20 protein-coding genes are annotated in these 24065 nt (G+C 67.0%); 12 read left to right on the forward strand and 8 right to left on the reverse strand.

Annotated features, from left to right (window positions below):
- Positions 1 to 21 precede the first annotated feature (21 nt).
- Positions 22 to 1770: a gamma-glutamyltransferase family protein gene (locus CA833_RS15325; protein ID WP_242526130.1), complete on the reverse strand. Its 1749-nt coding sequence runs from the start codon at positions 1768 to 1770 to the stop codon at positions 22 to 24.
- 245 nt (positions 1771 to 2015) lie between these two features.
- Here CA833_RS15325 and CA833_RS15330 point away from each other — a divergent pair, with 245 nt between their 5' ends.
- From CA833_RS15330 to CA833_RS15350, 5 genes are read left to right on the forward strand one after another with little or no spacing between them, the layout of a single operon-like run.
- Positions 2016 to 2468, forward strand: coding sequence for a MarR family winged helix-turn-helix transcriptional regulator (locus tag CA833_RS15330; RefSeq protein WP_142633813.1), 453 nt, complete (start codon positions 2016 to 2018; stop codon positions 2466 to 2468).
- Positions 2465 to 4522 carry an FUSC family protein gene (locus CA833_RS15335; RefSeq protein ID WP_207078545.1) on the forward strand — a complete coding sequence of 686 codons (2058 nt, stop codon included), beginning with the start codon at positions 2465 to 2467 and terminating at the stop codon, positions 4520 to 4522. The genes CA833_RS15330 and CA833_RS15335 overlap by 4 nt, the downstream gene beginning before the upstream one ends.
- Entirely contained in the window at positions 4519 to 4734 is a 216-nt protein-coding gene (locus CA833_RS15340) for a DUF1656 domain-containing protein (RefSeq protein ID WP_142633809.1), read from the forward strand. The genes CA833_RS15335 and CA833_RS15340 overlap by 4 nt, the downstream gene beginning before the upstream one ends.
- Positions 4731 to 5669: an efflux RND transporter periplasmic adaptor subunit gene (locus CA833_RS15345; RefSeq protein ID WP_207078546.1), complete on the forward strand. Its 939-nt coding sequence runs from the start codon at positions 4731 to 4733 to the stop codon at positions 5667 to 5669. The genes CA833_RS15340 and CA833_RS15345 overlap by 4 nt, the downstream gene beginning before the upstream one ends.
- Positions 5670 to 5722: 53 nt before the next feature.
- The gene (locus CA833_RS15350; protein WP_207080126.1) at positions 5723 to 7105 is read left to right on the forward strand and encodes an efflux transporter outer membrane subunit; all 1383 of its coding nucleotides are present in this window, start codon (positions 5723 to 5725) and stop codon (positions 7103 to 7105) included.
- Positions 7106 to 7145: 40 nt separating this feature from the next.
- Here CA833_RS15350 and CA833_RS15355 read toward each other — a convergent pair whose 3' ends face one another.
- The 5 genes from CA833_RS15355 to CA833_RS15375 form a co-directional block, all read right to left on the reverse strand.
- The gene (locus tag CA833_RS15355; RefSeq protein ID WP_207078547.1) at positions 7146 to 8294 is read right to left on the reverse strand and encodes a glycosyltransferase; all 1149 of its coding nucleotides are present in this window, start codon (positions 8292 to 8294) and stop codon (positions 7146 to 7148) included.
- A 3-nt stretch (positions 8295 to 8297) separates the two neighbouring features.
- Positions 8298 to 8825, reverse strand: coding sequence for a DUF2141 domain-containing protein (locus tag CA833_RS15360; protein WP_142633803.1), 528 nt, complete (start codon positions 8823 to 8825; stop codon positions 8298 to 8300).
- A complete protein-coding gene (locus CA833_RS15365) occupies positions 8822 to 9763 on the reverse strand; it encodes a hypothetical protein (RefSeq protein ID WP_242526131.1) in 942 nt (313 codons plus the stop codon). The genes CA833_RS15360 and CA833_RS15365 overlap by 4 nt, the downstream gene beginning before the upstream one ends.
- Before the next feature lie 28 nt (positions 9764 to 9791).
- Positions 9792 to 10982, reverse strand: coding sequence for a glycosyltransferase (locus CA833_RS15370; protein ID WP_142633801.1), 1191 nt, complete (start codon positions 10980 to 10982; stop codon positions 9792 to 9794).
- 163 nt (positions 10983 to 11145) lie between these two features.
- Positions 11146 to 11934, reverse strand: coding sequence for a DUF2334 domain-containing protein (locus CA833_RS15375; RefSeq protein WP_242526132.1), 789 nt, complete (start codon positions 11932 to 11934; stop codon positions 11146 to 11148).
- 257 nt (positions 11935 to 12191) lie between these two features.
- Between CA833_RS15375 and CA833_RS15380 the strand changes: the two genes are divergently transcribed.
- Positions 12192 to 13991 carry a DEAD/DEAH box helicase gene (locus CA833_RS15380; RefSeq protein WP_142633799.1) on the forward strand — a complete coding sequence of 600 codons (1800 nt, stop codon included), beginning with the start codon at positions 12192 to 12194 and terminating at the stop codon, positions 13989 to 13991.
- 236 nt (positions 13992 to 14227) lie between these two features.
- On the opposite strand, the gene CA833_RS15385 is transcribed toward CA833_RS15380, so the two are convergent.
- Positions 14228 to 14686, reverse strand: a complete 459-nt coding sequence (locus CA833_RS15385; protein WP_207078548.1) for a GreA/GreB family elongation factor — start codon at positions 14684 to 14686, stop codon at positions 14228 to 14230.
- Positions 14683 to 16563 carry an ABC-F family ATP-binding cassette domain-containing protein gene (locus CA833_RS15390; protein ID WP_207078549.1) on the reverse strand — a complete coding sequence of 627 codons (1881 nt, stop codon included), beginning with the start codon at positions 16561 to 16563 and terminating at the stop codon, positions 14683 to 14685. Before CA833_RS15390 ends, CA833_RS15385 begins: the two co-directional genes overlap by 4 nt.
- A gap of 441 nt (positions 16564 to 17004) precedes the next feature.
- Between CA833_RS15390 and CA833_RS15395 the strand changes: the two genes are divergently transcribed.
- From CA833_RS15395 to CA833_RS15420, 6 genes are all read left to right on the forward strand, one after another.
- On the forward strand, positions 17005 to 18021 hold the full coding sequence (locus CA833_RS15395) for an HlyD family efflux transporter periplasmic adaptor subunit (protein ID WP_207078550.1): 1017 nt from the start codon (positions 17005 to 17007) through the stop codon (positions 18019 to 18021).
- Complete coding sequence (locus tag CA833_RS15400; RefSeq protein ID WP_242526133.1) at positions 18018 to 19778, forward strand: ATP-binding cassette domain-containing protein; 1761 nt, start codon at positions 18018 to 18020, stop codon at positions 19776 to 19778. The genes CA833_RS15395 and CA833_RS15400 overlap by 4 nt, the downstream gene beginning before the upstream one ends.
- Positions 19775 to 20923, forward strand: coding sequence for an ABC transporter permease (locus CA833_RS15405; RefSeq protein ID WP_207078551.1), 1149 nt, complete (start codon positions 19775 to 19777; stop codon positions 20921 to 20923). Before CA833_RS15400 ends, CA833_RS15405 begins: the two co-directional genes overlap by 4 nt.
- A gap of 40 nt (positions 20924 to 20963) precedes the next feature.
- Positions 20964 to 22076: an ABC transporter permease gene (locus tag CA833_RS15410; RefSeq protein WP_242526134.1), complete on the forward strand. Its 1113-nt coding sequence runs from the start codon at positions 20964 to 20966 to the stop codon at positions 22074 to 22076.
- 12 nt (positions 22077 to 22088) lie between these two features.
- On the forward strand, positions 22089 to 23594 hold the full coding sequence (locus CA833_RS15415; RefSeq protein ID WP_207078553.1) for an efflux transporter outer membrane subunit: 1506 nt from the start codon (positions 22089 to 22091) through the stop codon (positions 23592 to 23594).
- A gap of 153 nt (positions 23595 to 23747) precedes the next feature.
- A complete protein-coding gene (locus tag CA833_RS15420) occupies positions 23748 to 24062 on the forward strand; it encodes a septum formation initiator family protein (RefSeq protein ID WP_142633783.1) in 315 nt (104 codons plus the stop codon).
- The last annotated feature ends 3 nt before the right edge of the window (positions 24063 to 24065 follow it).

Below are 24065 nucleotides of genomic sequence, written 5' to 3' on the forward strand. Positions count from 1 at the left end.
TCCGCTCAAGCCGGACGCGCGTCAGAATCCCCTGGCCACGCCCTCCCGGCGGGGATCGGCGCCGCCAAGGTACCCCTTGGGGGTTACGACCACGGCCTGCAGCCCCGATTCCTCGCCCCTGCCGGTCGACAGCGGCATGCCCCGCGCGGCGAGCCCGGCCATGATCGGTTCGGGGAACTTGTCGGCATTGAAGGCATCGCCCTTGGCGACAAGGTTGGGCAACGCGACGGCGTCCTGCGGCGTCATCTTCCAGTCGAGCATGGCGACCAGCACCTTGAGGTTGTAGGCCTGGATCGACGTGCCGCCCGGCGATCCCGCGGCGGCCACGAGCTTGCCCTGCGGGGTGAGGACGATGGCCGGGGCCATGCTCGAACGCGGGCGCTTGCCGGGGGCCGGGGCATTGGCGGCAGGCGCGCCGTCCTGGTCGCGCGGCGAGAACGAGAAGTCGGTCAGCTGGTTGTTGAGGAAAAAGCCGTCGACCATGCGGCCCGAGCCGAAGATGCTTTCCACCGTCGTTGTCATCGAGACGACGTTGCCCTGCGTGTCGATGATGACGAAGTGGCTGGTACCGCCCGGTTCGGCGGTGGCATCGGGCCCGTTGACCGGCGCCCCCCTGGGCATGCCGAAGGTCACGGGACCGGCCTTCTCGCCGATCAGCGCGGCGCGGCCGGCGAGATAGTCCGGGTCGAGCAGGCCCTGTTCGGGCACTTTCACGAAGGCCGGGTCGCCGACGTAGCGGTCGCGGTCGGCATAGGCGAGGCGGCTGGCCTGGGCGAACTGGAACCAGGCCTTCTCGTCGCTGGCCGAGCGCGTGTTGATGTCGGTATGGGCAAGCAGGCCCAGCGCGACCTGCAGGCCGAGGCCGCCCGAGGGGGATTCAGGGGTGCAGACGACGTAAGTGCGATAAGGATTGCACAGCGCCGGGCCGGAACGCGGCTTGTAGGCAGCCAGATCGGCCAGCGTCATCGTGCTGGGGCGCGGGCCTTCGTGGAGGCGGGTGATGATGTCCTGTGCGACCGGGCCGGTGAGCAGGCCGGATGCGCCGAACTTGGCGATCCGCTCCAGCGTCTGCGCGTAAGCGGGATTGCGCAGCCGGTCGCCCGCGACATAGCGGGTGCCGTCCGGCTTCGTGAAATAGCGCACGGCGTCGGGCGAGGAGGCCTGCGGCGCGCGCGACTTGATCATGCCGGCAAGCCGGGGGCTGACGATGAAGCCGTCCGCGGCCAGTTCGTGCGCCTTGCCGAACAGGCTGTCCCAGGCGAGCTTGCCATGATCGCGGTGCGCCATGTCGAGCATCGCGACGGCGCCGGGAACACCGGTGGAGATGCCGCCCAGCACCGCGTCGACAAAGGGCAGGGGCTTGCCGCCGTCATCGACGAGGAGGTGGTTGCTGGCGCCGGACGGGGCCATCTCGCGCCCGTCGTAGGCGGTGACCTTGCGGGTCCTGGCATCGTAATAGATCATGAAGCCGCCGCCGCCGATGCCCGAGCTTTGCGGCTCCACCAGCCCGAGCACGGCCTGGATGGCAACCGCGGCATCCACCGCCGAACCGCCCTTGCGCAGTACCTCGACCCCGGCCTCGACCGCCAGCGGATTGGCCGCCGCGACCATCGCGTGGCGCGCAAGGCCCCACTGCTGCGGGCGGGTGTTCGCAGCGGCAACATCGACAGGCGCCTCGGCCTGCGCGACCGACGGCGCGGTCAGCGCGAAAGTCAGCGATAGGGCGAGGGCGGAAGCGGTGATACGGCGGAAGGCGGTGGGGCGGCGCAAGTGCGTTCTCCTGTCTGGGAGCGACCGATTTTCCCGTGGCTTAACGAGCCTTGCCGGCTTGTGCCAGCCCCGCCGCCCGTGGCCATGTGCAAGAGTGGGGCTTCCTGGGCGCCTCGCTGCCCGATTCCGGCGCCTGCATCTTCGCAAATGCAGCAGATGCAATTGCCGATTGGCTTGCGGGACTTGCAATAATATCTCCGTTCGTTCGCCTTGCGGTCATTAGTTAGGCTGCTAAGTACCCGTCCATGCAGGAACGACGAAAGCGCGAACGGGCATTTGCCGAAAGGCTGGCGCCGGTGTCGCGATCATGGCGGCAACTGGCGGACGATGCGCTTTCCTCGCTCGGGATTTCCAACTCCTCGGGCTGGGCGCTGGTGCACTTGCTGCGCCTCGGCAAGACGGTGCGCCAGAGCGAGCTTGCCCGCGTCGTCGGGGTTACCGAACCCTCGCTGGTGCGCACGCTCAACCTGCTGGAAGGCGCCGGGCTGGTCGCGCGGATCGCCGACGAGACCGACCGCCGCGCCAAGCACCTGTCGCTGACCGCTGATGGCGAGGCGCTGGCCGCACGAATTGATACGCGCCTCAACACATTGCGCGCGGGCCTTCTGGATGGCATCACCGATGCGGACCTCGAAACCACCGTGGCGGTTCTCGACCGAATCGCTGCCCGCGTGGCTGAAAGCAGCAGCAAGCCATGACCAAGCGCTTTGGATTTGATGCAGCGCTGTTTTCGGTGAAGGCGTACCTCGCCGCGATCCTGGCCGTCTACATTGCCCTGTCGATCGGGCTGGACCGGCCGTACTGGGCGTTCCTGACATCCTATATCGTCGCCCAGCCGCTGGCGGGCGCGGTGGTGTCCAAGGCGATGTTCCGCGTTGTCGGCACGTTCATCGGGGCGGCCGCCGCGGTGTTCATGGTGCCGCCGCTGGCCCATTCGCCCGAACTGCTCACGCTGGCGATCGGTGGCTGGCTGGCGATCTGCGTTTTCGTCTCGCTGCTCGACCGCACGCCGCGCTCCTATGCCTCGGTGCTGGCGGGTTATACGGCGGTGCTGATCGTGCTGCCCAGCGTCGATACCCCGCAGCTGATCTTCACCACGGCTTCGCTGCGCGTGCAGGAAATCACCATCGGCATCCTGTGCGGCAGCTTTGTCCATGCCCTGGTGTTTCCGCAGTCGGTGTCGGCCTTCATGCTGCAGCGGGTGACCGCGATCCTGACCGACGCCGAGCGCTGGTCGCGCGATTCGCTGTCGGTCGATGCCGATCCCGCGATCGACCGCGAGCGGCGGCGGCTGGCTCTGGACGTCACCGAATTGCAGCAGCTCTCGATCCACCTTCCTTACGAGAGCACCCGCATCGCCCCGCGCATCCGCACCGTGCGTGCCCTGCAGGACCAGCTTTCGCTCATCATGCCGCTGGGGGCCGCCGTTGCCGACCGGATCGCGCAACTTCACGAGGCCGGGATCCCCCATCCCGATATCGCCCGCCTGCTGGACGATACGCGGGACTGGTTCGCGCGCCTCGGGCACATGGACATCGCCTCCCGCACCGCCGAGGCCGAGGCGCTGCGTGCCCGCTGCGCCGCGCTGGAACCGCCGGTTCGCGCCGCCACGCCCTGGCACGACATCATCCTGCTCAGCCTGCTCTCGCGCCTTTCGACATTGATCGCGGCGCATCGCGACTGCCGCGATCTCGCCGAACAGCTGGAGACGCCGAGCACCCGTCCGGTCAGTGCGCGCGCGGCGGAACTGCTCGAAGGGCGGCGCGGGCGCGAGGTCCATCGCGATTATGGCGGGGCGGTCCGCGGCGCGCTCGGGGCCTTCGCCACCATCGTGTTCGGCTGCTATCTGTGGATCATGAGCGGCTGGCACGACGGCAGCACCGCGATCATGCTGGCAGGCGTGTTCACCGCGCTGTTCGCTTCCGCGCCGGACCCGCTGGCACCGCTGCGCACGTTTTTTGTCGGCACCTTCATCGCGGTGCTGCTGGGCATGCTCTACGGCTTCGTGCTGATGCCGCGGCTGGACGGCTACCTGCAGTTTTCCGCGACGATGGCGCCGATGCTGCTGATGCTGGGGATGCTGATGCAGTCCCCGCGTTACGCAGGGGTGGCGATGCCGATGCTGCTTGGCCTCGGCTCGCCGGTGCTGGTGGCGAACGAGTATGTCGGCGGTTTCGCCAGCTACATAAACGGCGGCATCGCCCAGCTGGTGGGCATTCTCTACGCCATCGTCATGATCCGCCTGCTCAATTCGACCGGCGCGCAAGCCGCCATCCGGCGCACGATCCGTGCCGGATGGGGGGATATCGCCGAACGTTCCAACCTCATGGGCCCGCCCGACGTGCGCGCCTGGATCAACCGCATGCTCGATCGTATCGCACACCTTGCCCCCCGCCTTGCCATGGCCGGGCGTTCGCCCGGAAAGCCGCTCTACGATGCCCTGCGTGACCTTCGCACCGGCATTGCCATCGGCGAACTGCGTGAACTGCGCCTGGGCATGTCGCCCGAACGCAGCGCCCCGCTCACCGCCGTGCTGGCGAGCGTGGGCGACTATTACCGCGGCCTCGAACCGGATCGTCCCGCTCCTGCCGACCCCAGGCTGCTGCAGGAGATCGACGTCGCGCTCGGCGCCGTGCAGCATGACGAGGATCCGGCCGTCGGTCGTTCCGGCGTGCTCAGCCTCTACAGCCTGCGCCGCAACATCTTCCCCGAAGCGCCGCCCATGGCCGCGCCCGAAAGGGTGGCGCCATGAGGGGCGAGATCTCGTTCGACGGCGTCTTCGTGCCGACCCTGCTGGTGCTCGCGGTGATCGCCTCGGTCATCACCCTGATGCTCATGCGCATTGCCAATCTCGTGGGTTTCTACCGCCTTTTCGCCTATCGTGCGGCGGTTGACCTGTGCCTTTACATCCTCGTGCTCGGGCTTCTGGTCTGGGCCGCTCCGCTGATCGGTTTCCGCCAATGAAGAACCTGCTTGCCCGGATCGCCCCGAGCCTTGCGACCATCGTGCTTGTCGTCCTGTCCGCAGGCGTCGCCTACTGGCTCTGGAACCATTACGAAGACAGCCCCTGGACCCGCGACGGCCGTGTCCGCGCCGACGTGGTGCGCGTCACGCCCGACATCGGCGGCCTCGTCACCTCGGTGGAAGTGCGCGACAACCAGGAGGTCAAGGCCGGCGACCTGCTCTTCGTGATCGACCGTCCGCGCTACACGCTGGCGATGCAGCAGGCACAGGCCGCCGTCGCCAGCGCGCAGGCCAAGCTGGGGCAGGCCCAGCGCGAGGCCGCGCGCGACCTTGCCCTCGGCGACCTGGTGGCGACCGAAAGCCACGAACAGAACGTTGCCGCCGTCGCCACCGCCCGCGCCGCGCTCGATCAGGCGCTGAGCGCGCTCGACAAGGCCAAGCTCGACCTCGCGCGCACCAATGTCCACGCCTCGGTCAACGGCACCGTGACCAACCTCGACCTGCATCCCGGCGACTATGTGGCGCCGGGCAGCCAGGCGATGGCGCTGATCGACAGCGATTCGATCCGCGTCGAAGGCTATTTCGAGGAAACCAAGCTGCCGAACATCCACGTCGGCGCGCCGGTTACGGTCGTGCTGATGGGCGAGACGCGCCAGATTAAGGGCGTGGTCGAGAGCATCGCGGCGGGCATCAACGACACCACCCGCAGCGATTCGCGCAACCTGCTGCCCAGCGTCGATCCCACCTTCACCTGGGTCCGCCTTGCCCAGCGCATCCCCGTCCGCGTGAAGCTGACCGACGTGCCCAAGGACGTGCGCCTGATCGCGGGGCGCACCGCGACGGTGACCATCGAGCAGCACGATCAGACCCCCGCCAAGAGCCAGAAGCAGGCCCGGAACCCGGCCCCCAACGCATCGGCGGAGCCTGCCCAGTGACCATCGCTCCCCGCCTCCTCCCCCGACTCCTTGGTGCCGCCTCGCTTGGCGCGATGGCGATGCTGGCCGGCTGCGTTGCCGGTCCCGACTACAAGCCGCCGGAGCATTCGGTGGCGACCATGCCTTCCGCCAACGGCGCCTTCGCCTCGGGGCAGGGGCCGGAGTTCTCGCTGGAGCCGCTGCCGGACCGCTGGTGGAGCCTCTACGACGATCCGCGTCTTGATGCGCTGGTTGAGCAGGCGCTGGAAGCGAACGCGAACTTGCGCGCGGCCGATGCCAATTTGCGCCGCGCCGACGCGGTGGTGCGCGAGGCGAGCGGGCAGAAGGCGCTGGGCACATCGGTGCTGGCCGACGCCGACCTCGAACGCGACTACACGACGACGTCCGCCGGCACCAACATGCCCGGCGTTCTGACTTACGATCTCGGTTTTTCAGTTACTTATCCGCTTGATCTCAATGGCAAGCTGAAGCGCGCCATCGAAGGCAGCCTGGCCGACCGCGAGGCTGTGGAGGCCGCGCGCGATGCCGTGCGCATCAGCGTCGCGGCGGCAGTCACCAAGGCTTATGCCGATGTCTGCGCGGCCAATTACCAGCAGGCGACGGTCGAGAAGGTGATCGCGCTGCAGCAGCAGACGCTCACCGCCACCACCCGGTTGCAGCGCGGCGGACGCGGCACCGCGTTCGACGTCAGCCGTTCCCGCACGGCGGTGGAGACCAGCAAGGCCAGCCTCCCGGCCTTCACCGCCAAGCGCAAGGCGGCGCTCTATCTGCTGGCGACGCTGCTGGGCAAACCGCCCGCGGAATACCCCGCGGACGTCGAAAGCTGCGCCGCGCTGCCAAGGCTGCGCTCGCCGATGCCAGTGGGAGACGGTGCGGCGATGATCCGCCGCCGTCCCGACATCCGTCAGGCCGAACGCACCATCGCGGGCGACACGGCCAGGATCGGCGTCGCCACGGCGGACCTCTATCCCACCGTCAGCATCGGCGGCGGCATCATCAACGACGGCAAGCTGGAGAACCTCGGCAAGACGCATAGCTTCGGCTTCAGCCTTGGCCCGCTGCTGAGCTGGAGCTTCCCGAACCGGCCGGTGGTCAAGGCGCGGATCGATGCGGCCAATGCGCAAGTCGAAGGCGATATCGCCAAGTTCGACGCGGCCGTGCTGGAGGCCCTGCGCGGCACCGAAACGGCGCTGGAGACTTATGCGCGCGATACCGACCGTGCCGCCGCACTCGGCAGCGCGACGTCCAGCGCGGGGGTTTCCTCGGCGCAGGCGGCCAAGCTGTTCCGGTTCGGGCGCAGCGATCTGCTGTCGCTGCTGACGGCGCAGGCCAATCTGGCCTCGGCTCAGGTCAACCATGCGGCGGCGGAAGCCTCGCTGGTGGATGACCAGATCGCCGTGTTCCTGGCGCTGGGCGGCGGCTGGGAAAAGCAGTGACCGTTCGGGGACTGCCTTGCGGCAGTCCCCGAAAGCGGCGTCAGGCCGCGCGGCGATGGCGCAGGCGCGCTTCGTAAGCCGCGAAAAGATCAATGAAATGTTCGTCCATCGTGCGTGCCGTGGCGGCGGGACGCGGACGTTCGCGCACCACCGCGCGGATCGCTTCGGCGGCGGCGTGGACATCGGCCGCCGTATAGGTCCGGCCTGCGCCGCCGCGGGCATGGTCGGCAGCGCCCCCGGCATCGGGAACGATCACCGGAACCCCGCTTGCCCGTGCTTCGGCGGCGGTCATGCAGAACGTCTCCGCCTCGCAGCCATGGACGAGGCCGTCCGCGCTCGCCATGATCCGGGCAAAAGCGGCACGGTCGCGCTCAGGCTCATAAAGGCGGACATGCGGGTTTCCGGCGATATGGCGCAGGATCGTGCGCTGCTCGCGCCCTTCGCCCAGCATGACGAGGCCGATCGGGCTCTGCTGGCTGGCCATGCTCACCGCATCGATCACCAGCGGCCAGCGCTTTTCCGGCGCGAGGCGGCCGATCGCCAGCAGCAGCGCGGCGCTTTGCGGCAAGTCGCAACCGGCCAGCAGGCGGGCCCGCAAGGCCGGATCGCGATGGTCCGGCGAGAAGCGGTTTGCCTCCACACCCATCGGGATCGTCACCGTGTGGCTTACGCCGCCTTCGTCGAGGCGGCGGGAGAGGTCGCTGTTGGCGCAGACGACATAGTCGTAGCGGCGCGAATTGCGGCGCAAGTGCTGCCAGAACATCGAGAACTGCCGGTCGATGGTCTGGCGCGAGAACACGTCGCCCAGCCAGCGATAGGCATAGGCCGACAGCGGATCGGCATGCATGACGAGGCTGCGCGGTGTCGGCGCCGCCCAGTCCGCCACCAGCCCCGCGCTGCGCCAGGGCGAGGTCGCCTCGACGAAATCGGGGGCGAGGGCATCGAGTGCGGCGTGGAGGCGCGGTGCCTCGTTGAAGTACCAGTACTTGCGGTCCAGCGGGAAGCGCGGGCTCTTGAGGGTGACGATGCGGGCGCCGGGGCCGCGCTCGATCACCGCATCCTCGTCGCCGGGGGCCAGAATGACGATCTCGTGGCCGAGCGCCGGGCCGATCCGCAGCTTCTGTTCGACATACGTGCGCACGCCGCCGCCCTGGGGGGAATAGAAGGCGCAGACATCGACAATCCGCATGGTTCAGGAGTCCTGTCTGGATGGGGACTTGAGCGGGGCGACGCCCAGCCCGCTGCGATAGTTCATCACGATGCGCAGCGCCGTGAGGCCGCTGCCGGCGCTGACGGCGACATTGCGCACGGCAGGCTTGCCCCAGCCGAGCCTCGGATTTCCGGAAAAGCCGATGCCGTCGATCCGCCAGCTGAAGCGGCGGTCGTTGTCGCGGTCGTGCAGCAGGCTGACGGCATAGGTGCCGGGGCCGGGCAGGCGCACGCAGAGCCTTGGCGTGCCGCTGGCGGGGACCGGCACTTCCACGCGGCGGAAGGTCTTGCCGGCCATGACCAGCACGTTGTCGTCGGCCAGGAAGTCCTTGTCGTTGGCTGGGTAGACTTCGAGCTTCAGCTTGCCGGCGCGGTCCTTGAGGCCAAGCACTTCCACCTCGAAGGCCGGGCCGCGCTCGCCCGCGCGGCACTGTCCTTCGGCCTTGCCGAGATCGGGGGTGGAAGGGATCGCCGCCGTCATCGCGAGCGGGAGTAGCAGGGCGAGGCTCATGCGCTGGCCTCCGGTGCGATCAGGTCGCGCACGGCGAGCAGGCCGCCAAGCACGAGGTGGGCGGCCAGCAGCAGGCCCGCCATCAGCGTCATCAGCGCGCCGATGTCGCCCTCGTGGCCGAGTGCCAGTACCGCGAAACCGGCAAACAGCAGGTCCTTGTTGGGCATCAGCGGCAGGCGCGAGACGAGCAGGCGCAGCGTCGCCAGGAACAGCCACCAGCTCAGCGGCACTTGCGGCAGGACGATGTGCCACATCACCGCATTGGCCAGCGTGGTGAAGGCGATGCGGGCAAGGTGGACCTGCGTGATCATCACCAGGTCGGCGCGCGGCAGGGTGAAGACCTTGCGGCGGAACACCATGGCACCGACCGAGACCGCCAGCAGGATCGCCAGCGAATAGACCAGCATGTGCGAATCGAGCCCGAGGCGGGTCGTGCCCACCATCGGCAGCATGATCGCCACCAGTAGCATGGTCACGCCGTTGCCGGTCATTGCCGAGAGGATCGCCACGTCCTTCACCGCGCCGAACGGGGCGGCCGTCAGCGCGACGCGTTTGCGCGCCCAGGTGTAGAAATAGGCCTCGCCGAGATAGCCGAGCAGCAGCTCGTTGTAGATCTTCTTGCGCAGCAGTGCGAGCATGCCGCCCGCCGGAATGCCCCAGAGGCGGTGGAAGATCAGCCACTCGCTGGCCGGCGTCACCAGGTATCCTGCGGCGAAGACCAGCCAGAAGCCGACGCCCATCGGCATCATCGCGCGCATCCGCGCGATTTCGAGGCCGCCCATCTCGTGGATGACGGCAGCGATGACCGCGAGCGAGAGCACGATCGAGAACAGGGCCTGCCTGCCGCGATTGGGGCTGCGGTCCTGCGGGGTAAGCTGAATGGTGGGGCCGTCGGCGCCGATTGCAGCGGGCGCCATGGCAGTGACGATTTCGGTCACGCGATTCTCCGAAGGTGTGCGCGGATGCTCAAAGCGTTCGCTGCCGGGGGGCAGGTGACAGCCAGGCGCTGGTGTCGCGCATCCGCTGGCGGCTGCGCTCGTGTTCGCGGCGCAGTTTTTCCATGAGGTCCAGGTAACGTGAGGATGCACCCTCGATTTCGTAGCGCGCGGCGATGGCGCGGGCTCGGGCCGGGTCGCCGCGGAATTCGCGCAGGCGGGCCAGCCCCGCTGCAAAGGCCTGCTCGTCGCCGGTCGGCACCAGCAGGCCGGTGCGTTCCTCTTCCAGCAGGCAGGCCATCGACACACAGCAGTCGGTGGCGAGTACCGGCAGGCCGCTCGCCAGTGCCTCGACAACGACGCCGGGCAGGCCTTCGTAGTCGGAACTCAACACAAAGGCGTCTGCCTGGGCGAGCAAGGGGTCGATCGAGGCGAGATGGCCGGGAAGGTGCAGCCGGTCGGTTATGCCCAGTTCGCCGGCCAGCCGCTCGATGGCGGCGCGTTCGGGGCCTTCGCCGGCGATCGTCAGGGTGTCGCCGGGGCGGGCGGAGCGCGCGAAGGCGCGCAGCATCAGGCCGTAGTTCTTTTGCGGGACCAGCCGTCCGGCGGCGAGATAGCGGGTGCCCCAGGCCGAGGCGGGGCGCCGTTCGATGCGGGCGAGGTCGGCAAGCCGGCGGCGTCCGAGAATGGGGTTGGCGATCGTCGCCACCTGCCGGGGATGGGCATCGGCGATCTCGCGGATCTCGCGCGCCATCGGTTCGGACAGCGCGATCAGGCGGTCGAACATCCGCCCTTGCGTCCGCAGCCAGGCCCGGTAACCGCTGCGCAGCAGGGGCGGCATGTCGGGGCGGTGCAGGGCGTTGCTGACCTTGAGCATCATCGGCGGCATCTGCTCGCCCAGCATCAGCCGCACGGCGGCGCCGACCACCGCATAAGTGTTGCCCGCAAGGAACACCACGTCGGCGTCGTTCTTGAGGAGGTAGCCGTGGAGACAGTGGATCATCCACGGCGTCTCCCAGGACGCGGTGGGGAAGGGGGCGGGGAGCTGCCAGTAATCGAGCGCGGGGGCGCTGGTCAGGTGGCTGCTGGCCGAACGGCCCAGCACGATCGTCACATCGTGTCCCGCACGGTCCCAATGCACCGCGAGGCCGAGCGCGACGCGTTCCACTCCCCCCGGGTCGAGACTGTGGATCGGAATGACGATCCTGAGCTTGTCGTTCATGCTACCCCCGACGTCACCGACTGCATCCCTCCGCAGTCGCCGCGCGCAAAATTTCGCGGCCGATCAAGACCGCAGCTTCGGCGGCCGGTGTCGCGGTACTGCGACTATCGTGTCGGGTTCGTGACGTTCCCGGGGCTGTCATTCCCTGGATCGGAAACCGTATTCAAACAGTCATTCCGGAGGCGTTGGCCGGAGCGCGCAGTTCGCCATAGCGGGCCGGCCGATGCGTTTTGGCGAAACGGCCGAGGGTGGCATCGATGCTGGCGAGCAGCGATGGCCTGGTGACGTCGCCGGGGTGCACGGCGATGCGCACCGTATCGAGTGCGCCCAGCGCGGCGCGGGCGATCCCGGCAAAGGCGAGCGACGATGCCGTGCGCATTGCCGAGCGGCTCGCCCAGGTGATCACCGGTCCCTTGGCCAGCACCTGGTCGGTCGATGCGTCCCATACCCGCCAGTGATCCTCGCTGAGGGCGAATCGGGCCTTGCGCAGCGCGGTCCGCGCGCCGTCCCCGTAGAGCCATGCCGGTGCGATGAAACCGGCACTCTCGCGCCCGATCACGTCTTCGACCAGCGCCTTGCCTTCCAGCATCCGTGCGAGCGCGGTGGTGTCGTCGAGGCCGAGGAACTCGCCTTCGCCCGCGGTCATGTGGCGGGCCTTGAAGCGCGCGGCGGCATTGGCGTGGCCGCTGCCGAGCGCGACCATGTCCTTGTGGAACCAGCCGTGCACGAACATCTCGATCCCGCGATCGGACCAGTGTCGCAGCCGGGCCTGGAAGGCCTTGTCCCGGGCAAGCGGATGGCTGCCCCAATAGTCCGGCACCACCAGCATGGCGAAGCTCGGCCCGCCCAGCCGCGCTTCCAGAATGTCCGCCAGTTGCAATACGGCGCGTTCGCTCGCCGGCCCGACATCGTGGATCGAGGCCAGCAGGCGCTTGGGTTGACGTGGTGCCAAGTTGATGCGGTTCCTGTTTTTTGCTTGCGGTCCCCGCTGAGCGGACTATGCGCACAGCGTGACCATTCCGTGACGCCGCCGGACTGGTAAATCCGCAGTCTTGCGACTGCTGCGATGAACGATGTGAAATTGGGACGCGCCAAACGTGGATTTTTCCGCTATGGGGCGTGCAAGGACCATTGGGTCGCACAAAAACACTCCACGGCAACTTACCCCCATGAGACCGCGCAAGCGGCACAGGACTGATTCACAAACTCATGACTTTTTCACAGCTCCCCCAGCCCCTTGCCGACGCCCTCACGGCGCAGGGCTACGAGGCCCTGACCCCCGTTCAGGCCGCCGTTTCGGAAGCCGAAGCGCGCGGGCGCGACCTCGTGGTTTCCGCGCAGACCGGCTCGGGCAAGACCGTCGCTTTCGGCATCGCCATGAGCGACGAACTGCTGGCGGACGGTTCCATCCCTTACGCCGAGGCGCCGCTGGCCCTCGCCATTGCCCCCACGCGCGAACTGGCGCAGCAGGTCAGCCGCGAGCTTGAATGGCTCTACGGCAAGACCGGCGCGCGCATCGTCACTTGCGTCGGCGGCATGGACCCGGTGCGTGAGCGCAAGGCGCTCGAACGCGGTGCGACGATCGTCGTCGGCACGCCGGGCCGTCTGCGCGACCATCTGGAACGCGGCAAGCTCGACCTCTCGGCGCTGCGCGTCGTCGTGCTCGACGAAGCCGACGAGATGCTCGACATGGGCTTCCGCGAAGACCTGGAAGAAATGCTCGACGCGATGCCGGAGAGCCGCCGCACGCTGCTGTTCTCGGCCACGATGCCGCGCCCGATCGAGGCGCTGGCCCGCCGCTACCAGACCGATGCGCTGCGCATCTCGACGATCAGCGAGAACCGCGGCCACGGCGACATTTCCTATCAGGCCGTCACCGTTGCCCCGGCCGACGTCGAGAACGCGGTGGTCAACCTTCTGCGCCTTCACGACGCCGAAACTGCGATCCTGTTCTGCGCCACGCGCGACAATGTGAAGCACCTGCACTCGACGCTGACCGAGCGCGGCTTCTCAGCCGTGGCGCTTTCGGGTGAACACTCGCAGAACGAGCGTAACAACGCGCTTCAGGCGCTGCGCGACAAGCGCGCCCGCGTCTGCGTCGCCACCGACGTCGCCGCGCGCGGTATCGATCTTCCCTCGCTCACGCTCGTCATCCACGTGGAAATCCCGCGCGATGCCGAAACGCTGCAGCACCGTTCGGGCCGCACCGGCCGCGCCGGCAAGAAGGGCACGGCCGTGCTCATCGTGCCGTTCCCGCGCCGTCGCCGCGTCGAAGGCATGCTGCGCGGTGCGCGCATCGAGGCCGAATGGGTGGCCGCGCCGACCCCCGACGTCATCCGCGCCGCCGACCGTGGCCGCCTGATGGAAAAGCTGCTTGCCCCGGTCGAGGCTGACGAGGAAGATCGCGAGATCGCCCGCGAAATCCTCGAGAAGGTGAGCGCCGAGGATCTGGCCGCCGCACTGGTTCGCGCCCACCGCGCCGCCATGCCGCAGCCGGAAGAACTCATCGGCAACAGCCCCGAGGCCCGCGAGGCGCGCCAGCGTCCCGGTTTCGACGACGTGGTATGGTTCACCATGGACGTGGGCCGTCAGCAGCACGCCGATCCGCGCTGGATCCTGCCGCTGCTGTGCCGCCGTGGTCATGTTACCCGCAACGCGGTCGGCCAGATCCGCATCATGGCCAACGAGACCTACTTCCAGATCCCGCGCGCGCAGGCCGAACAGTTCGTTCGCGCCGTCGAGCGTACGGCGAATGACGATAGCGGCGATGTGGAGAACACCATCCGCATCGTGCAGGCGCAGGACACCCCGCGCGAAGTCGCCCGCGAACGTCGGCGCGAAGGCCCGCAGGGCCGCGGTCGCAAGCCGCATGGCGGCCGTGAGGAAGGTGGTCGTGGCGGCTATGAGGGCCAGCGCTACCAGCCGCGCCCGACCGGCGGTGCCCGTCCCGAGCGCAGTGGCGGCGGCGGCAAGCCGTTCCACAAGAAGCCGAAGAAGGGCAACTGGTAAGCTCTGCCAGGCTTGAAATCAGGAGAAGGCGGGGCTCGGTTCCCCGCCTTTTTCTTTGGATCAGGGAGCGCGAGAGGAAATCGAGCCCCCGCCCGGATCCAGAGGCCGATCCAAACCATATCCGTCATCCCCGCGATGGCGGGGATCCCGCCTTTCTTGCGGTTGGCGGATGGCAGGCAGAAGAAAGCAGGGGCGCCCGCATTCGCGAGGGCTGTGTTTTCGAGAGGCTGACCCTCTCAAGCGCGCAGAGCAAGCACCTCGATAGCCTCTTCCTGCCCATTGAAATCGACGAATTCGCCGACTTCCGCGCCGAGCAAGGCACGGGCGAGCGGGGCGGTAAAGGCCAGCGCGCCCTTGGCGGGATCGGCCTCGTCATGGCCGACGATGTGCACCTCGCGCTCCTTGCCGTTGAGGGCGAAGCGGACATGGTGCCCGAACATCGCCCGGTCGCCGGAAGGCGCTGGCTGCACGTCCGCCGTCGCGAGGCGCTTGCGCCAGTAGCGCAAGTCGCGCTTGGCGGCATTGAGCGCGGTTTCGTCGGTGAGGGCCGGGATTTCGGCCTCCAGCGCGGCGATGCGGGTGTTGATCAGGGCGCGGCCTGCGGCGGTGACGAGGTTCGGTCCCGGCGGGATCGGCACTTCGAACTTGGGCTCGAGATGCTCCTCGTCCCCGTCGCGCCGGAAAGCGACACTCATGCGCCGCCGCCCATGTATTCGTCCATGGCCTCGCTGGCCTCGAACCAGCCCTGTTCGGCGGCTTCGAGTTCCTCGGCAGCCTGCGTGCGGCGCTTGCCGATCTCGCCGATGCCCAGCTTGGCGAGATCGCCCTTGACCGAAGCGGGATCGGCCAGCGCGGCGTCGAGCGCCTCGATCTGCTGCTGGATGCGCTTCATGCACGTCTCGGTCTCGGAAACCTTCTTGCGCAGGGCCTTCAGTTCCTCGCGCGCGACGGCGCCGTTCTTGCGGGCGGGCTTGGCATCGGCCTGCGCCTTGCCATCGCCCTTGGGCTGGTTCCGGCCGAGCACGAAGTCGATGTAGTCCTCCATCGAGCCGTCGTAATTGGCCGCCGTGCCCTGATCGACCAGCACCAGCCGGTCGGCCGCGAGTTCGACCATGTGGCGGTCGTGGCTGACGAGGATGACCGCGCCCTCGAACTGGTTGAGCGCCTGCACCAGTGCCTCGCGCGCGTCGACGTCGAGGTGGTTGGTCGGTTCGTCGAGGATCAGCATGTGCGGCGCATCGCGGGTGACCAGCGCCAGCGCAAGGCGTGCGCGCTCACCGCCCGAAAGCGTGGAGATCTGCGCCGTCGCCCGGTCGCCGGAAAAGCCGAAGCGGCCTAGCTGCCCGCGCACGGCAACCGGCGGCTTGCCTTCCATCGCGCGGGTCATCAGTTCCAGCGGGGTCGAATCCGAGGGCAGTTCCTCGACCTGGTACTGCGTGAAGTAGCCGATGCGGATTTTGGGCGAGAAGCTCAGCGAACCTTCCATCGGCTCCAGCTGACGGGCCAGCAGGCGCGCCAGCGTGGTCTTGCCGTTGCCGTTGCGGCCGAGGAGGGCGATGCGGTCCTCGGGGTCGATGCGCAGGTTCAACCGGCGCAGGATCGGCTTGTCGGTCTCGTAGCCGACGGCGGCAAGGTCCAGCGTGACCAGCGGCGGGCGCAGCTCGTCGGGGCTGGGGAAATCGAAGCTGAGCGAGGAATCCTCGGCCATGGCCGCGATCGGCTGCATCTTGGCCAGCATCTTGGCGCGCGACTGCGCCTGCTTTGCGGTCGAGGCGCGGGCGGAGTTGCGGGCGACGTATTCGGCCAGCTTCTTGCGCTGCGCATCCTGGTTGGCGCGCGCTGCGGCCGCCTGCGCGGCGCGCTCGGCGCGGATACGCTCGAAGCTGTCGTACGTGCCGGGATAAAGCGTCAGCTTGCCCTGCTGGAGGTGCAGGATGTGATCGACCACGTTGTTGAGCAGATCGCGTTCGTGGCTGATGACGATCAGCGTCTTGGGGTAGGTCTGGAGGAAGTTCTCCAGCCACAGCGTCGCTTCGAGGTCGAGGTGGTTCGAAGGTTCGTCGAGCAGCAGCACGTCGGGCTGCGAGAACAGCAGGCCGGCGAGGGCGACGCGCATCTTCCAGCCGCCGGAGAAACTGTCGAGCGGACGGTTCTGCATCTCTTCGTCGAAACCGAGGCCGACAAGGATGCGCGCGGCGCGTGCCTCACCGGTATAGGCGTCGATCGCGAGGAGGCGTTCGTGGACGTCTCCAAGGCGATGGGGGTCGACGCAGGTTTCGGACTCGGCAAGCAGGTCCTTGCGCTCGGTATCGGCGTCCAGGACCGTTTCAAGGGCGGTTCTGGTGCCGCTAGGGGCTTCTTGGGCGATATAGCCGAGACGGGCCCGGCGCGGCATCTCCACCGAGCCGCCATCGGGTTCCAGCTGGCCGATGATCGCCTTCACCAGCGTGGACTTGCCCGCGCCATTGCGGCCGATCAGGCCGACCTTGCCGTCCTTGGGAATGGTGGCGGCAGCCTGGTCGAGAATGGTGCGCCCGCCGAGACGGACAGTGATATCGCGAATATTCAGCATGGCGCAGCGCCTAGAGCATTTTTGCGGCTTGGGGAAACCCTCACTGCGCAGGCGCAGCGAGACCTGGGCGGCGTGGACACATTCCGCATAGCCACGGTTGCCCTGCAAGCTGCGCCAGCAAGGCGCGAAGCCGCAGGAAGAGCGGGCCTCTTTCAAGGCGGGGCAACGCTGCTGGCGCAGCTTGCAGGGCAACCCCTACGGGGCTGGAGGCAAAAGCCGTCCCTTCGGCGTCGGCTCGGCTGGAAGTATCGACATACGCCTGCGCCTCACCTTCTTGAATTGACGGCTTTTGTCTCCAGCCGTGGCAATGCGGAATCTGTCCACGCCGCCTAGCTTCCCTATGCGTAAACACGATTTGATTTGCGCCAACGCGGTGTCACTATGTGACTGGTAAAGCGTGAGTACTTTTCCGATTCCCGAGACGCTGGGCGAGGTACGTCGATGAAGAAATCCGTGGTCGCCGCAGTGGTGGTGGCAATACTGCTGGCGGCCGGGCTGGTCTTCTGGTTCACCCGAAGCGGCAAGGAGCAGGATGCGATCATCCTGCACGGCAATGTCGATATTCGGCAGGTTTCTCTGGCTTTTGACGGGTCGAGCCGGGTCATCCAGATGGCGGTGGAGGAGGGCGATGCCGTCAGGGCCGGGCAGGTCATTGCCCGGCTCGACACGGTCAGCCTCGGTCTGCAGGCGCGCAATGCCGAAGCCCAGGTGGCGGCGATGCGCGAAAACCTGCTCAAGCTGCGGAACGGCACGCGCCCTGAAGACATCGCGCAGGCACGGGCACGGCTCGCCTCCGCGCAGGCTACGGCCCGGCGCGCTGCGGACGATTACCAGCGGGCGCAAACGGTATCCGCAAGCACCGACGGGCGCGGGGTGAGCGCTCAGGAACTCGATCAGGCGCGCAATGCCTCGCAAGTCGCCAATGCCCAGTTCAAGGAGGCGGAGGCGGCGCTGGGGCTGGCCCTGCGCGGCCCGCGATCGGAGGACATCGCTGGCGCCGAAGCCCAGGTGAAAAGTGCCGAGGCGCAGCTGGCGCTGCTGACACACCAGATCGATCAGGGCGCGCTCAAGGCGCCATCGGATGCGGTCGTGCGTTCGCGCCTGCTTGAAGTTGGCGACATGGCCGCACCGCAGAAACCGGTTTACGAACTGGCGCTCACCAGCCCCAAGTGGATCCGGGTCTATGTCGAGGAGGCCGATCTTGGCCGGGTCCGCATGGGCCAGCGGGCTGCCGTGACCAGTGACAGTTTCCCCGACCAGCCGGTTGCCGGAACGATCGGGTACATTTCCTCGGTCGCCGAATTCACGCCCAAGTCGGTGGAGACCGAATCGTTGCGTACCGCGCTGGTCTACGAAGTGCGGGTGCGCGTGGACGACCGGCAGGGCCGGCTTCGGCTCGGACAGCCGGTGACGGTACGCATCGACGCGGGCGCCGCGAAGGCCGGATCGACACGGTGAGCGATTGCACCGTCGTCTGCGAAGGCCTGCGCAAGGTCTTCGCCGGGCCGGACGGCCGACTTTTCGATGCCGTCCACGATCTGACGTTCTCGCTGAAGCGAGGAACGATTTCGGCCCTGGTGGGGCCCGACGGTGCGGGCAAGACCACGCTGATGCGCATGTTGACCGGGCTGCTGAAGCCGGATGGCGGGTCGCTCAAAGTGCTGGGTACGGATGTTGCTGGCGATCCGCAGGCAGTTCAGAGCCGTATCAGCTATATGCCGCAAAGATTTGGTCTTTATGAAGATCTTTCCGTTCAGGAAAATCTCGATCTTTACGCAGATCTTCACGGCGTTCCGCAGGAGGTGCGGGCTGAACGTTTCCGCCGCATGCTGGAAATGACCGACATGGCCCGCTTTACCGCGCGGGCGGCGGGCAATCTGTCGGGCGGCATGAAACAGAAGCTGGGCCTTGCCTGTACGCTGGTGCGCGTGCCCGACCTGCTTTTGCTGGACGAGCCGAGCGTGGGTGTCGACCCTCTGTCGCGCCGCGACCTCTGGGAGATCATCGAGCAGTTGATTGCCTCCGATGGCCTCAGTGTCCTCGTCAGTACCGCCTACATGGACGAGGCGGGGCGCTGCGACGAAGTGCTGGTCATGGATCACGGACGGCTGCTGGCCCAGGATCGGCCCCAGGCGATTACCGCGAGGGCGGCCGGCCTCACCTACCGCGTCACGCCCGAACCCGGAACGCCAGCGCGCGATCTGCAGGCCAGGCTGATCGATGCTCCCGAGCGGGTGGTGGATGCGGTGCCGCGCGGCGGCGCCGTCCGTTTTATCCGCCAGGCCGATTGCCCGGTGGACGGCATGGCGGATCTGCTCCAGGGGCGCCCGGTCGAGCCGCGCAGCGAGGAGCTGGAAGACGCTTTCATGCTGTTGCTGCGCCAGCATGACGCCGCGAAGCCGGATGCACCGCGCGATGCGGCAATCCCGGAAATGCGTCTGGCGGCAAAGGAAGATGCTGCGGGCGAAGCGGTCATTCATGTGCGCGATCTGGTGCGCCGTTTCGGGGATTTCACGGCCGTCGCCAATACCTCGTTCGATGTCCGGCGCGGCGAGATATTCGGGCTGCTCGGCCCCAATGGCGCGGGCAAGACCACGACTTTCCGCATGCTGTGCGGATTGCTTCCCGCGACCAGCGGAACGCTGGAAGTCGCCGGCGTGAACTTGCGTCGTGCGCGCTCCGAGGCGCGGCGCAAGATCGGTTATGTGGCGCAGAAATTCTCGCTCTATGCCAATCTCACGGTGCGCGAGAACCTCGAATTTTTCGGCGGCGCCTACGGGCTGCGCGGGAGTGTGCTGAAGCAACGGGTCCACGCCATTCTCGGTCGGTTCGGGCTCGACGGTGCGGCGACCAGCGGGGCCTTGCCCCACGGCTACAAGCAGCGCCTCGCCATGGCGGCGGGCCTCGTGCACGAGCCGGAGATCCTGTTCCTCGACGAACCGACCAGCGGCATCGATCCGCTGGCGCGCCGGGCGTTCTGGCGCACGATCACATCGCTGTCGCAATCGGGGGTGACCGTGATCGTCACTACCCATTTCATGGAAGAGGCCGAGTATTGCGACCGCATCGCCATCCAGGACGCAGGCCGCATGCTGGCACTTGGCACTCCCCGGCAAGTGCGTGAGCAGGCCGGGGGTGAAAGCGTGGACGACATGAACCAGGCCTTCATCGCCATCGTCGAGCAGGGCCGGGTCAAGGGAAGGTCCGCGGCATGAGCGATGCGCGCAACACCTCCGCGGACGGTAGCGGCTTCACCACCCGTCTGGTCGCCCTGGTGCGCAAGGAAACCCGCCAGATGCTGCGTGATCGCAGCAACCTGATGGTGGGGTTGTTGCTACCGGTCGTGCTGATCCTGCTGTTCGGATATGGCCTTTCGTTCGACGTCAGGGATGCGCCGGTTGCATTGGTGATCCAGGATCGCTCCGAAACTGTGAGCGAGCTGGTGTCGGGGCTGCGCGGTTCGCCGTACCTCGATCCTGTCGACGTCCAGACGATGGAGGAGGCCAGCGGGATGCTGGTGGATGGCAAGGTGGATGCCATCGTCCAGATCCCCGGCGATTTCACCAGTCGGCAGGTGAAGGGCGGCGCGCAGGTGCAGCTCGTCCTCAACGGGGTCGATTCGACCACGGCGCAAACGCTCGAGGCCTATGTGCAGGGCGCGCTGGCCACCGCCACGGCGCGGCAGGCGGATCGCGGCGGCGGTGTGGCCACAGGCACGGTCACGCTGATGACCCGGACCTGGTTCAACGAGGAAGGCAACAGCCGCTGGTACCTGGTGCCGGGGCTCGTCGTGCTGATCATGACGCTGGTCGGCGCCTTCCTCAGTTCGCTGCTGATCGCGCGCGAGTGGGAGCGCGGAACGCTGGAGGCGCTGTTCGTCACGCCGGTGCGGCCGCTGGAACTCGTGCTGGCCAAACTGGCCCCGTATATCATCATCGGCCTGATCGATCTGGCGATGTGCATCATCGCGGCTGTCGTGCTGTTTGCCGTGCCGATCCGCGGGTCACTGGTGGCGATCGTCCTGATGTCTTTCCTCTATCTGCTGGTGTCGCTGTTGGTGGGACTGCTGATCTCCGGCGTTACCCGCAACCAGTTCGCGGCCAGCCAGGTGGCCCTGCTTGCCAGCTTCATGCCGGCGCTGATGCTGTCCGGATTCGTCTTCGATCTCCGCAACATTCCGCTCGCCGTCCGCATCGTTGCGGAGATCCTGCCGGCAACGCACTTCATGGGTGTGATCAAGACGCTGTTCCTCGCGGGCACCGACTGGAGCATGGTCGCCAGCAACAGCGCGATCCTGCTGGGCTATATCGTGGTTCTCACATTCCTTACGCGCAGAACATTGCGCAAGCGACTGGGTTGACGTGATGGACCGTGAATCCGGCCGCGCTCTGCCCCCTATCTTGGCCTCGGTCCTCGGGTGGCTGGGGGAAGTCGCCTTCCTGTTCCGCAAGGAAGTGCTGGCGTTGTTCAAGGATCCCGCCAACCGCATCATCCTGTTCGCACCGGCTTTCATTCAGACCTTGCTGTTCGGCTATGGCGCGATCCTCGATCTGCAACATGTGCCCTATGCCGTGCTTGACCAGAGCCGGGGTCAGGCTGCCAGCGAACTCATCGCGCGGCTTGACGGGACGGGGGTGTTCACCCGGCAGGCGACGTTGGTGAACGCCAGCCAGATCGCGCCGTTGATAGACCGTCAGCAGGTGCTGATGGCCGTCACCATTCCCGCCGACTTCGATCGCAAGCTGGCCAGCGGGGGCAATGGCGAGGTGCAGGTCGTGTTCGACGGTCGCAATTCGACGACGGCGGGATCGGCGGCGTCCTATGTCAGCGCGGTGGTGCAGGCGCTCAACGCCGCGCGTTCGGGCGGGAAGGGGGTGGCCGTCGTCCGGCGCGCCTGGTTCAACCCCAACCTGGAGTCGCGCTGGCAGATCATGCCGGCCATGATTGCGACGCTGTCGATGCTTCAGACCATGCTGCTGGCAGCCCTTTCGGTAGCGCGTGAGCGGGAGCAGGGGACATTCGACCAGCTTCTCGTCACGCCGATGACACCCTTGCAGATACTGGTCGGCAAGGCGCTGCCGTCCATCGTTGTCGGACTCCTGCAATCGACGATCGTGATGCTGATCGTGTTGCTCTGGTTCCGGATACCGATGAGCGGTTCGCCGTTCCTCCTGTATTTTGGCCTTCTTTGCTTCAATATCGCCGCCGTCGGCATCGGCATGACGCTATCGGCCTTTGCGCTGAACATGCAGCAGGCGATGCTGTATTCCTTCGTGCTGATCATGCCGCTGACCTTGCTGTCCGGTCTGTTGACACCCATCCGCAACATGCCGCTGGTCCTCCAGTACGTGACTTATGTGAACCCGCTGAGGTTCGGGGTCGCCATCGTGCGCCGGGTCTACCTTGAAGGCGCCGGACTTGGCGAGATCGCCATCAACTTCGTGCCGCTACTCGCGGTCGCGGCGGTGACCCTGCCGCTTTCCGCGTGGCTGTTCCGCCACCGGCTTTCCTGAGGATAATTGGCCATGTCTCGTGCCCGGACCATTGCCTGGCTGCCGCTTGGCGGCGCGCTTGCTCTCAGCCTCGGCATGTCGGCCTGCACGGTCGGCCCGAATTTCAAGGCGCCGGCGGTGACCGCCCCCGGCGACTGGTCGCAGTGGCGCAGCGGGAGCGGCGATGTGGTTGCCGTTCCGGCAGGGACGCAGGCGATTCCGGCGCAGTGGTGGACTTTGCTTGGCGATCCTGTCCTGGACGATCTGGAGCGCAGGGCTCTGGCTGCCAGTCCCGATCTTCAGACGGCGGCGCTTCATTATGCCCAGGCCCGGGCCCAGCGCGGTGGAATCGCCTCCGCGGCGCTGCCGCAAGTCAACGCCAGCGGCAGCGTGACGCGTGAACGCATGAGCGAGAACGGTGCGTCGACGCGCCTGTTCAACGCCCTTGCCGGCTCCAATCGGGACGAGATCGCCAAGGTCATCGGTGATCCGTTCACCGACTATCAGGCGGGTTTCGATGCGGGGTGGGAAATCGACCTCTGGGGCAAGGTCCGGCGTTCGGTCGAGGCGGCGGATGCCGGCGTCGATCAGCAGGGGGCCTTGCTGGACCTCACGCGCCTTGCGGTTACCGCGGAAGTCGCGCAAGCCTATTTTGCCATGCGAAACGCCCAGATGCAGGTCCGGGCAGCGTCCGATGACATCTCTCTCCTGCAAAGCCGGGTCGAACTGACGAGTGCCCGGACGGCTGGGGGCCTGAGCGATCACGCGGCGATCGAAACCGATTCCGCCAGCTTGCGCGCCTCGCAGGCCGGTCTTCCGGCAGCACGGGCCGAGGAGGCCGTGCAGGCCAATCGAATCGCGGTTGCGCTCGGCGTCCAGCCCGGGGTTTTGCGGGACGTGTTGAAACCGGCGCCATTCGGCCCGTTGCCGCCGGGCCTGCCCGACATGTCCCTTGGACTACCATCCGAAGTGGCGCTTCGGCGGCCCGACGTGCGGGCCGCCGAAGCAAGGCTCCATGCAGCGACCGCGCAGATCGGCGTGGCGACGGCTGATCTCTATCCCAGCATCACGCTCGGCGGCGGATTTGCCCTGGAAAGCTATCGCTCGCAGAACCTGTTCGACTGGGCGAGCCGGACTTGGCAGATCGGTCCCAGCCTCAGCCTGCCGCTCTTCGATGGCGGCCGTCGCCGGGCGGCCGTAGAGGTCCGCAAGCTGGAAGAGCGCGAGGCTGCTGTAAATTTCCAGGTCACGGTGCTGAAGGCCTGGCAGGAGATCGACGATGCGCTGACCGGCTATACGGCTGAATGGCAGGTTCGTTCCGACCTCGCGATGCGGCTGGATCACGCAAGGTCGCATGCCGCGCTGGTGGAGGCGCGCTACCGGGCGGGACAGGTCAACTACCTTCCGGTGATCGACGCTCGCCGTGCGGTTCTGGGGGCGGAGCGGGATCTGGACGAGAGCGATGCCCGGCTGCGAACCCGCCTGGCCGCCATCAGCAAGGCCATCGGCAATGTCCCGCCGAGTGATCCGCCAGGTTGAACGGCCAGCTTGATGTTGCTGGCGCGTAAAACTTATCAACATCTAAATTGTTCATTTTGCGGTGCAGCGTGGCGCGCAGGTCTGTCGCTTGCGGGGGCGAATCGGGTAATATTCGTGCTTGCAACGCGGAATCACTTGTGATTCTATCACGGCATGAGGGCCATGCATCACGATAACAACCTTGCGAAAGAGCGGCTGGTTCAGGGCGGTGCCCTGGCCTTGCTCCTGCTCATGGGTGGTTTTGTGATCGCCGGACCCAGTGGCGTGCTCGCCTGGGGCGAAAATCAGCGTCTTCTTGAGCAGCGCCATGAAAAGCTGGCCGAACTGGAAGGTCAGCGCGATCGCCTGAAAAATCGCGTTGCCTTGCTCGATTCCAGCAAGGTTGACCCCGATCTTGCCGGTGAACTGCTGCGCTCGAACCTCAATGTCGCGCGCCCTGATGAAATGGTCATGCTGATCAAGCGCTGATTT

The sequence above is a fragment of the Novosphingobium sp. KA1 genome (genome assembly GCF_017309955.1).
Lineage (GTDB): Bacteria > Pseudomonadota > Alphaproteobacteria > Sphingomonadales > Sphingomonadaceae > Novosphingobium.

Coding starts and splice junctions, on each gene's coding strand:
- CA833_RS15330 (WP_142633813.1), top strand. CDS start 2,016: ATGCAGGAACGACGAAAGCGCGAACGGGCATTTGCCGAAAGGCTGGCG.
- CA833_RS15335 (WP_207078545.1), top strand. CDS start 2,465: ATGACCAAGCGCTTTGGATTTGATGCAGCGCTGTTTTCGGTGAAGGCG.
- CA833_RS15340 (WP_142633809.1), top strand. CDS start 4,519: ATGAGGGGCGAGATCTCGTTCGACGGCGTCTTCGTGCCGACCCTGCTG.
- CA833_RS15345 (WP_207078546.1), top strand. CDS start 4,731: ATGAAGAACCTGCTTGCCCGGATCGCCCCGAGCCTTGCGACCATCGTG.
- CA833_RS15350 (WP_207080126.1), top strand. CDS start 5,723: ATGGCGATGCTGGCCGGCTGCGTTGCCGGTCCCGACTACAAGCCGCCG.
- CA833_RS15355 (WP_207078547.1), bottom strand. CDS start 8,294: ATGCGGATTGTCGATGTCTGCGCCTTCTATTCCCCCCAGGGCGGCGGC.
- CA833_RS15360 (WP_142633803.1), bottom strand. CDS start 8,825: ATGAGCCTCGCCCTGCTACTCCCGCTCGCGATGACGGCGGCGATCCCT.
- CA833_RS15370 (WP_142633801.1), bottom strand. CDS start 10,982: ATGAACGACAAGCTCAGGATCGTCATTCCGATCCACAGTCTCGACCCG.
- CA833_RS15380 (WP_142633799.1), top strand. CDS start 12,192: ATGACTTTTTCACAGCTCCCCCAGCCCCTTGCCGACGCCCTCACGGCG.
- CA833_RS15385 (WP_207078548.1), bottom strand. CDS start 14,686: ATGAGTGTCGCTTTCCGGCGCGACGGGGACGAGGAGCATCTCGAGCCC.
- CA833_RS15390 (WP_207078549.1), bottom strand. CDS start 16,563: ATGCTGAATATTCGCGATATCACTGTCCGTCTCGGCGGGCGCACCATT.
- CA833_RS15395 (WP_207078550.1), top strand. CDS start 17,005: ATGAAGAAATCCGTGGTCGCCGCAGTGGTGGTGGCAATACTGCTGGCG.
- CA833_RS15405 (WP_207078551.1), top strand. CDS start 19,775: ATGAGCGATGCGCGCAACACCTCCGCGGACGGTAGCGGCTTCACCACC.
- CA833_RS15415 (WP_207078553.1), top strand. CDS start 22,089: ATGTCTCGTGCCCGGACCATTGCCTGGCTGCCGCTTGGCGGCGCGCTT.
- CA833_RS15420 (WP_142633783.1), top strand. CDS start 23,748: ATGAGGGCCATGCATCACGATAACAACCTTGCGAAAGAGCGGCTGGTT.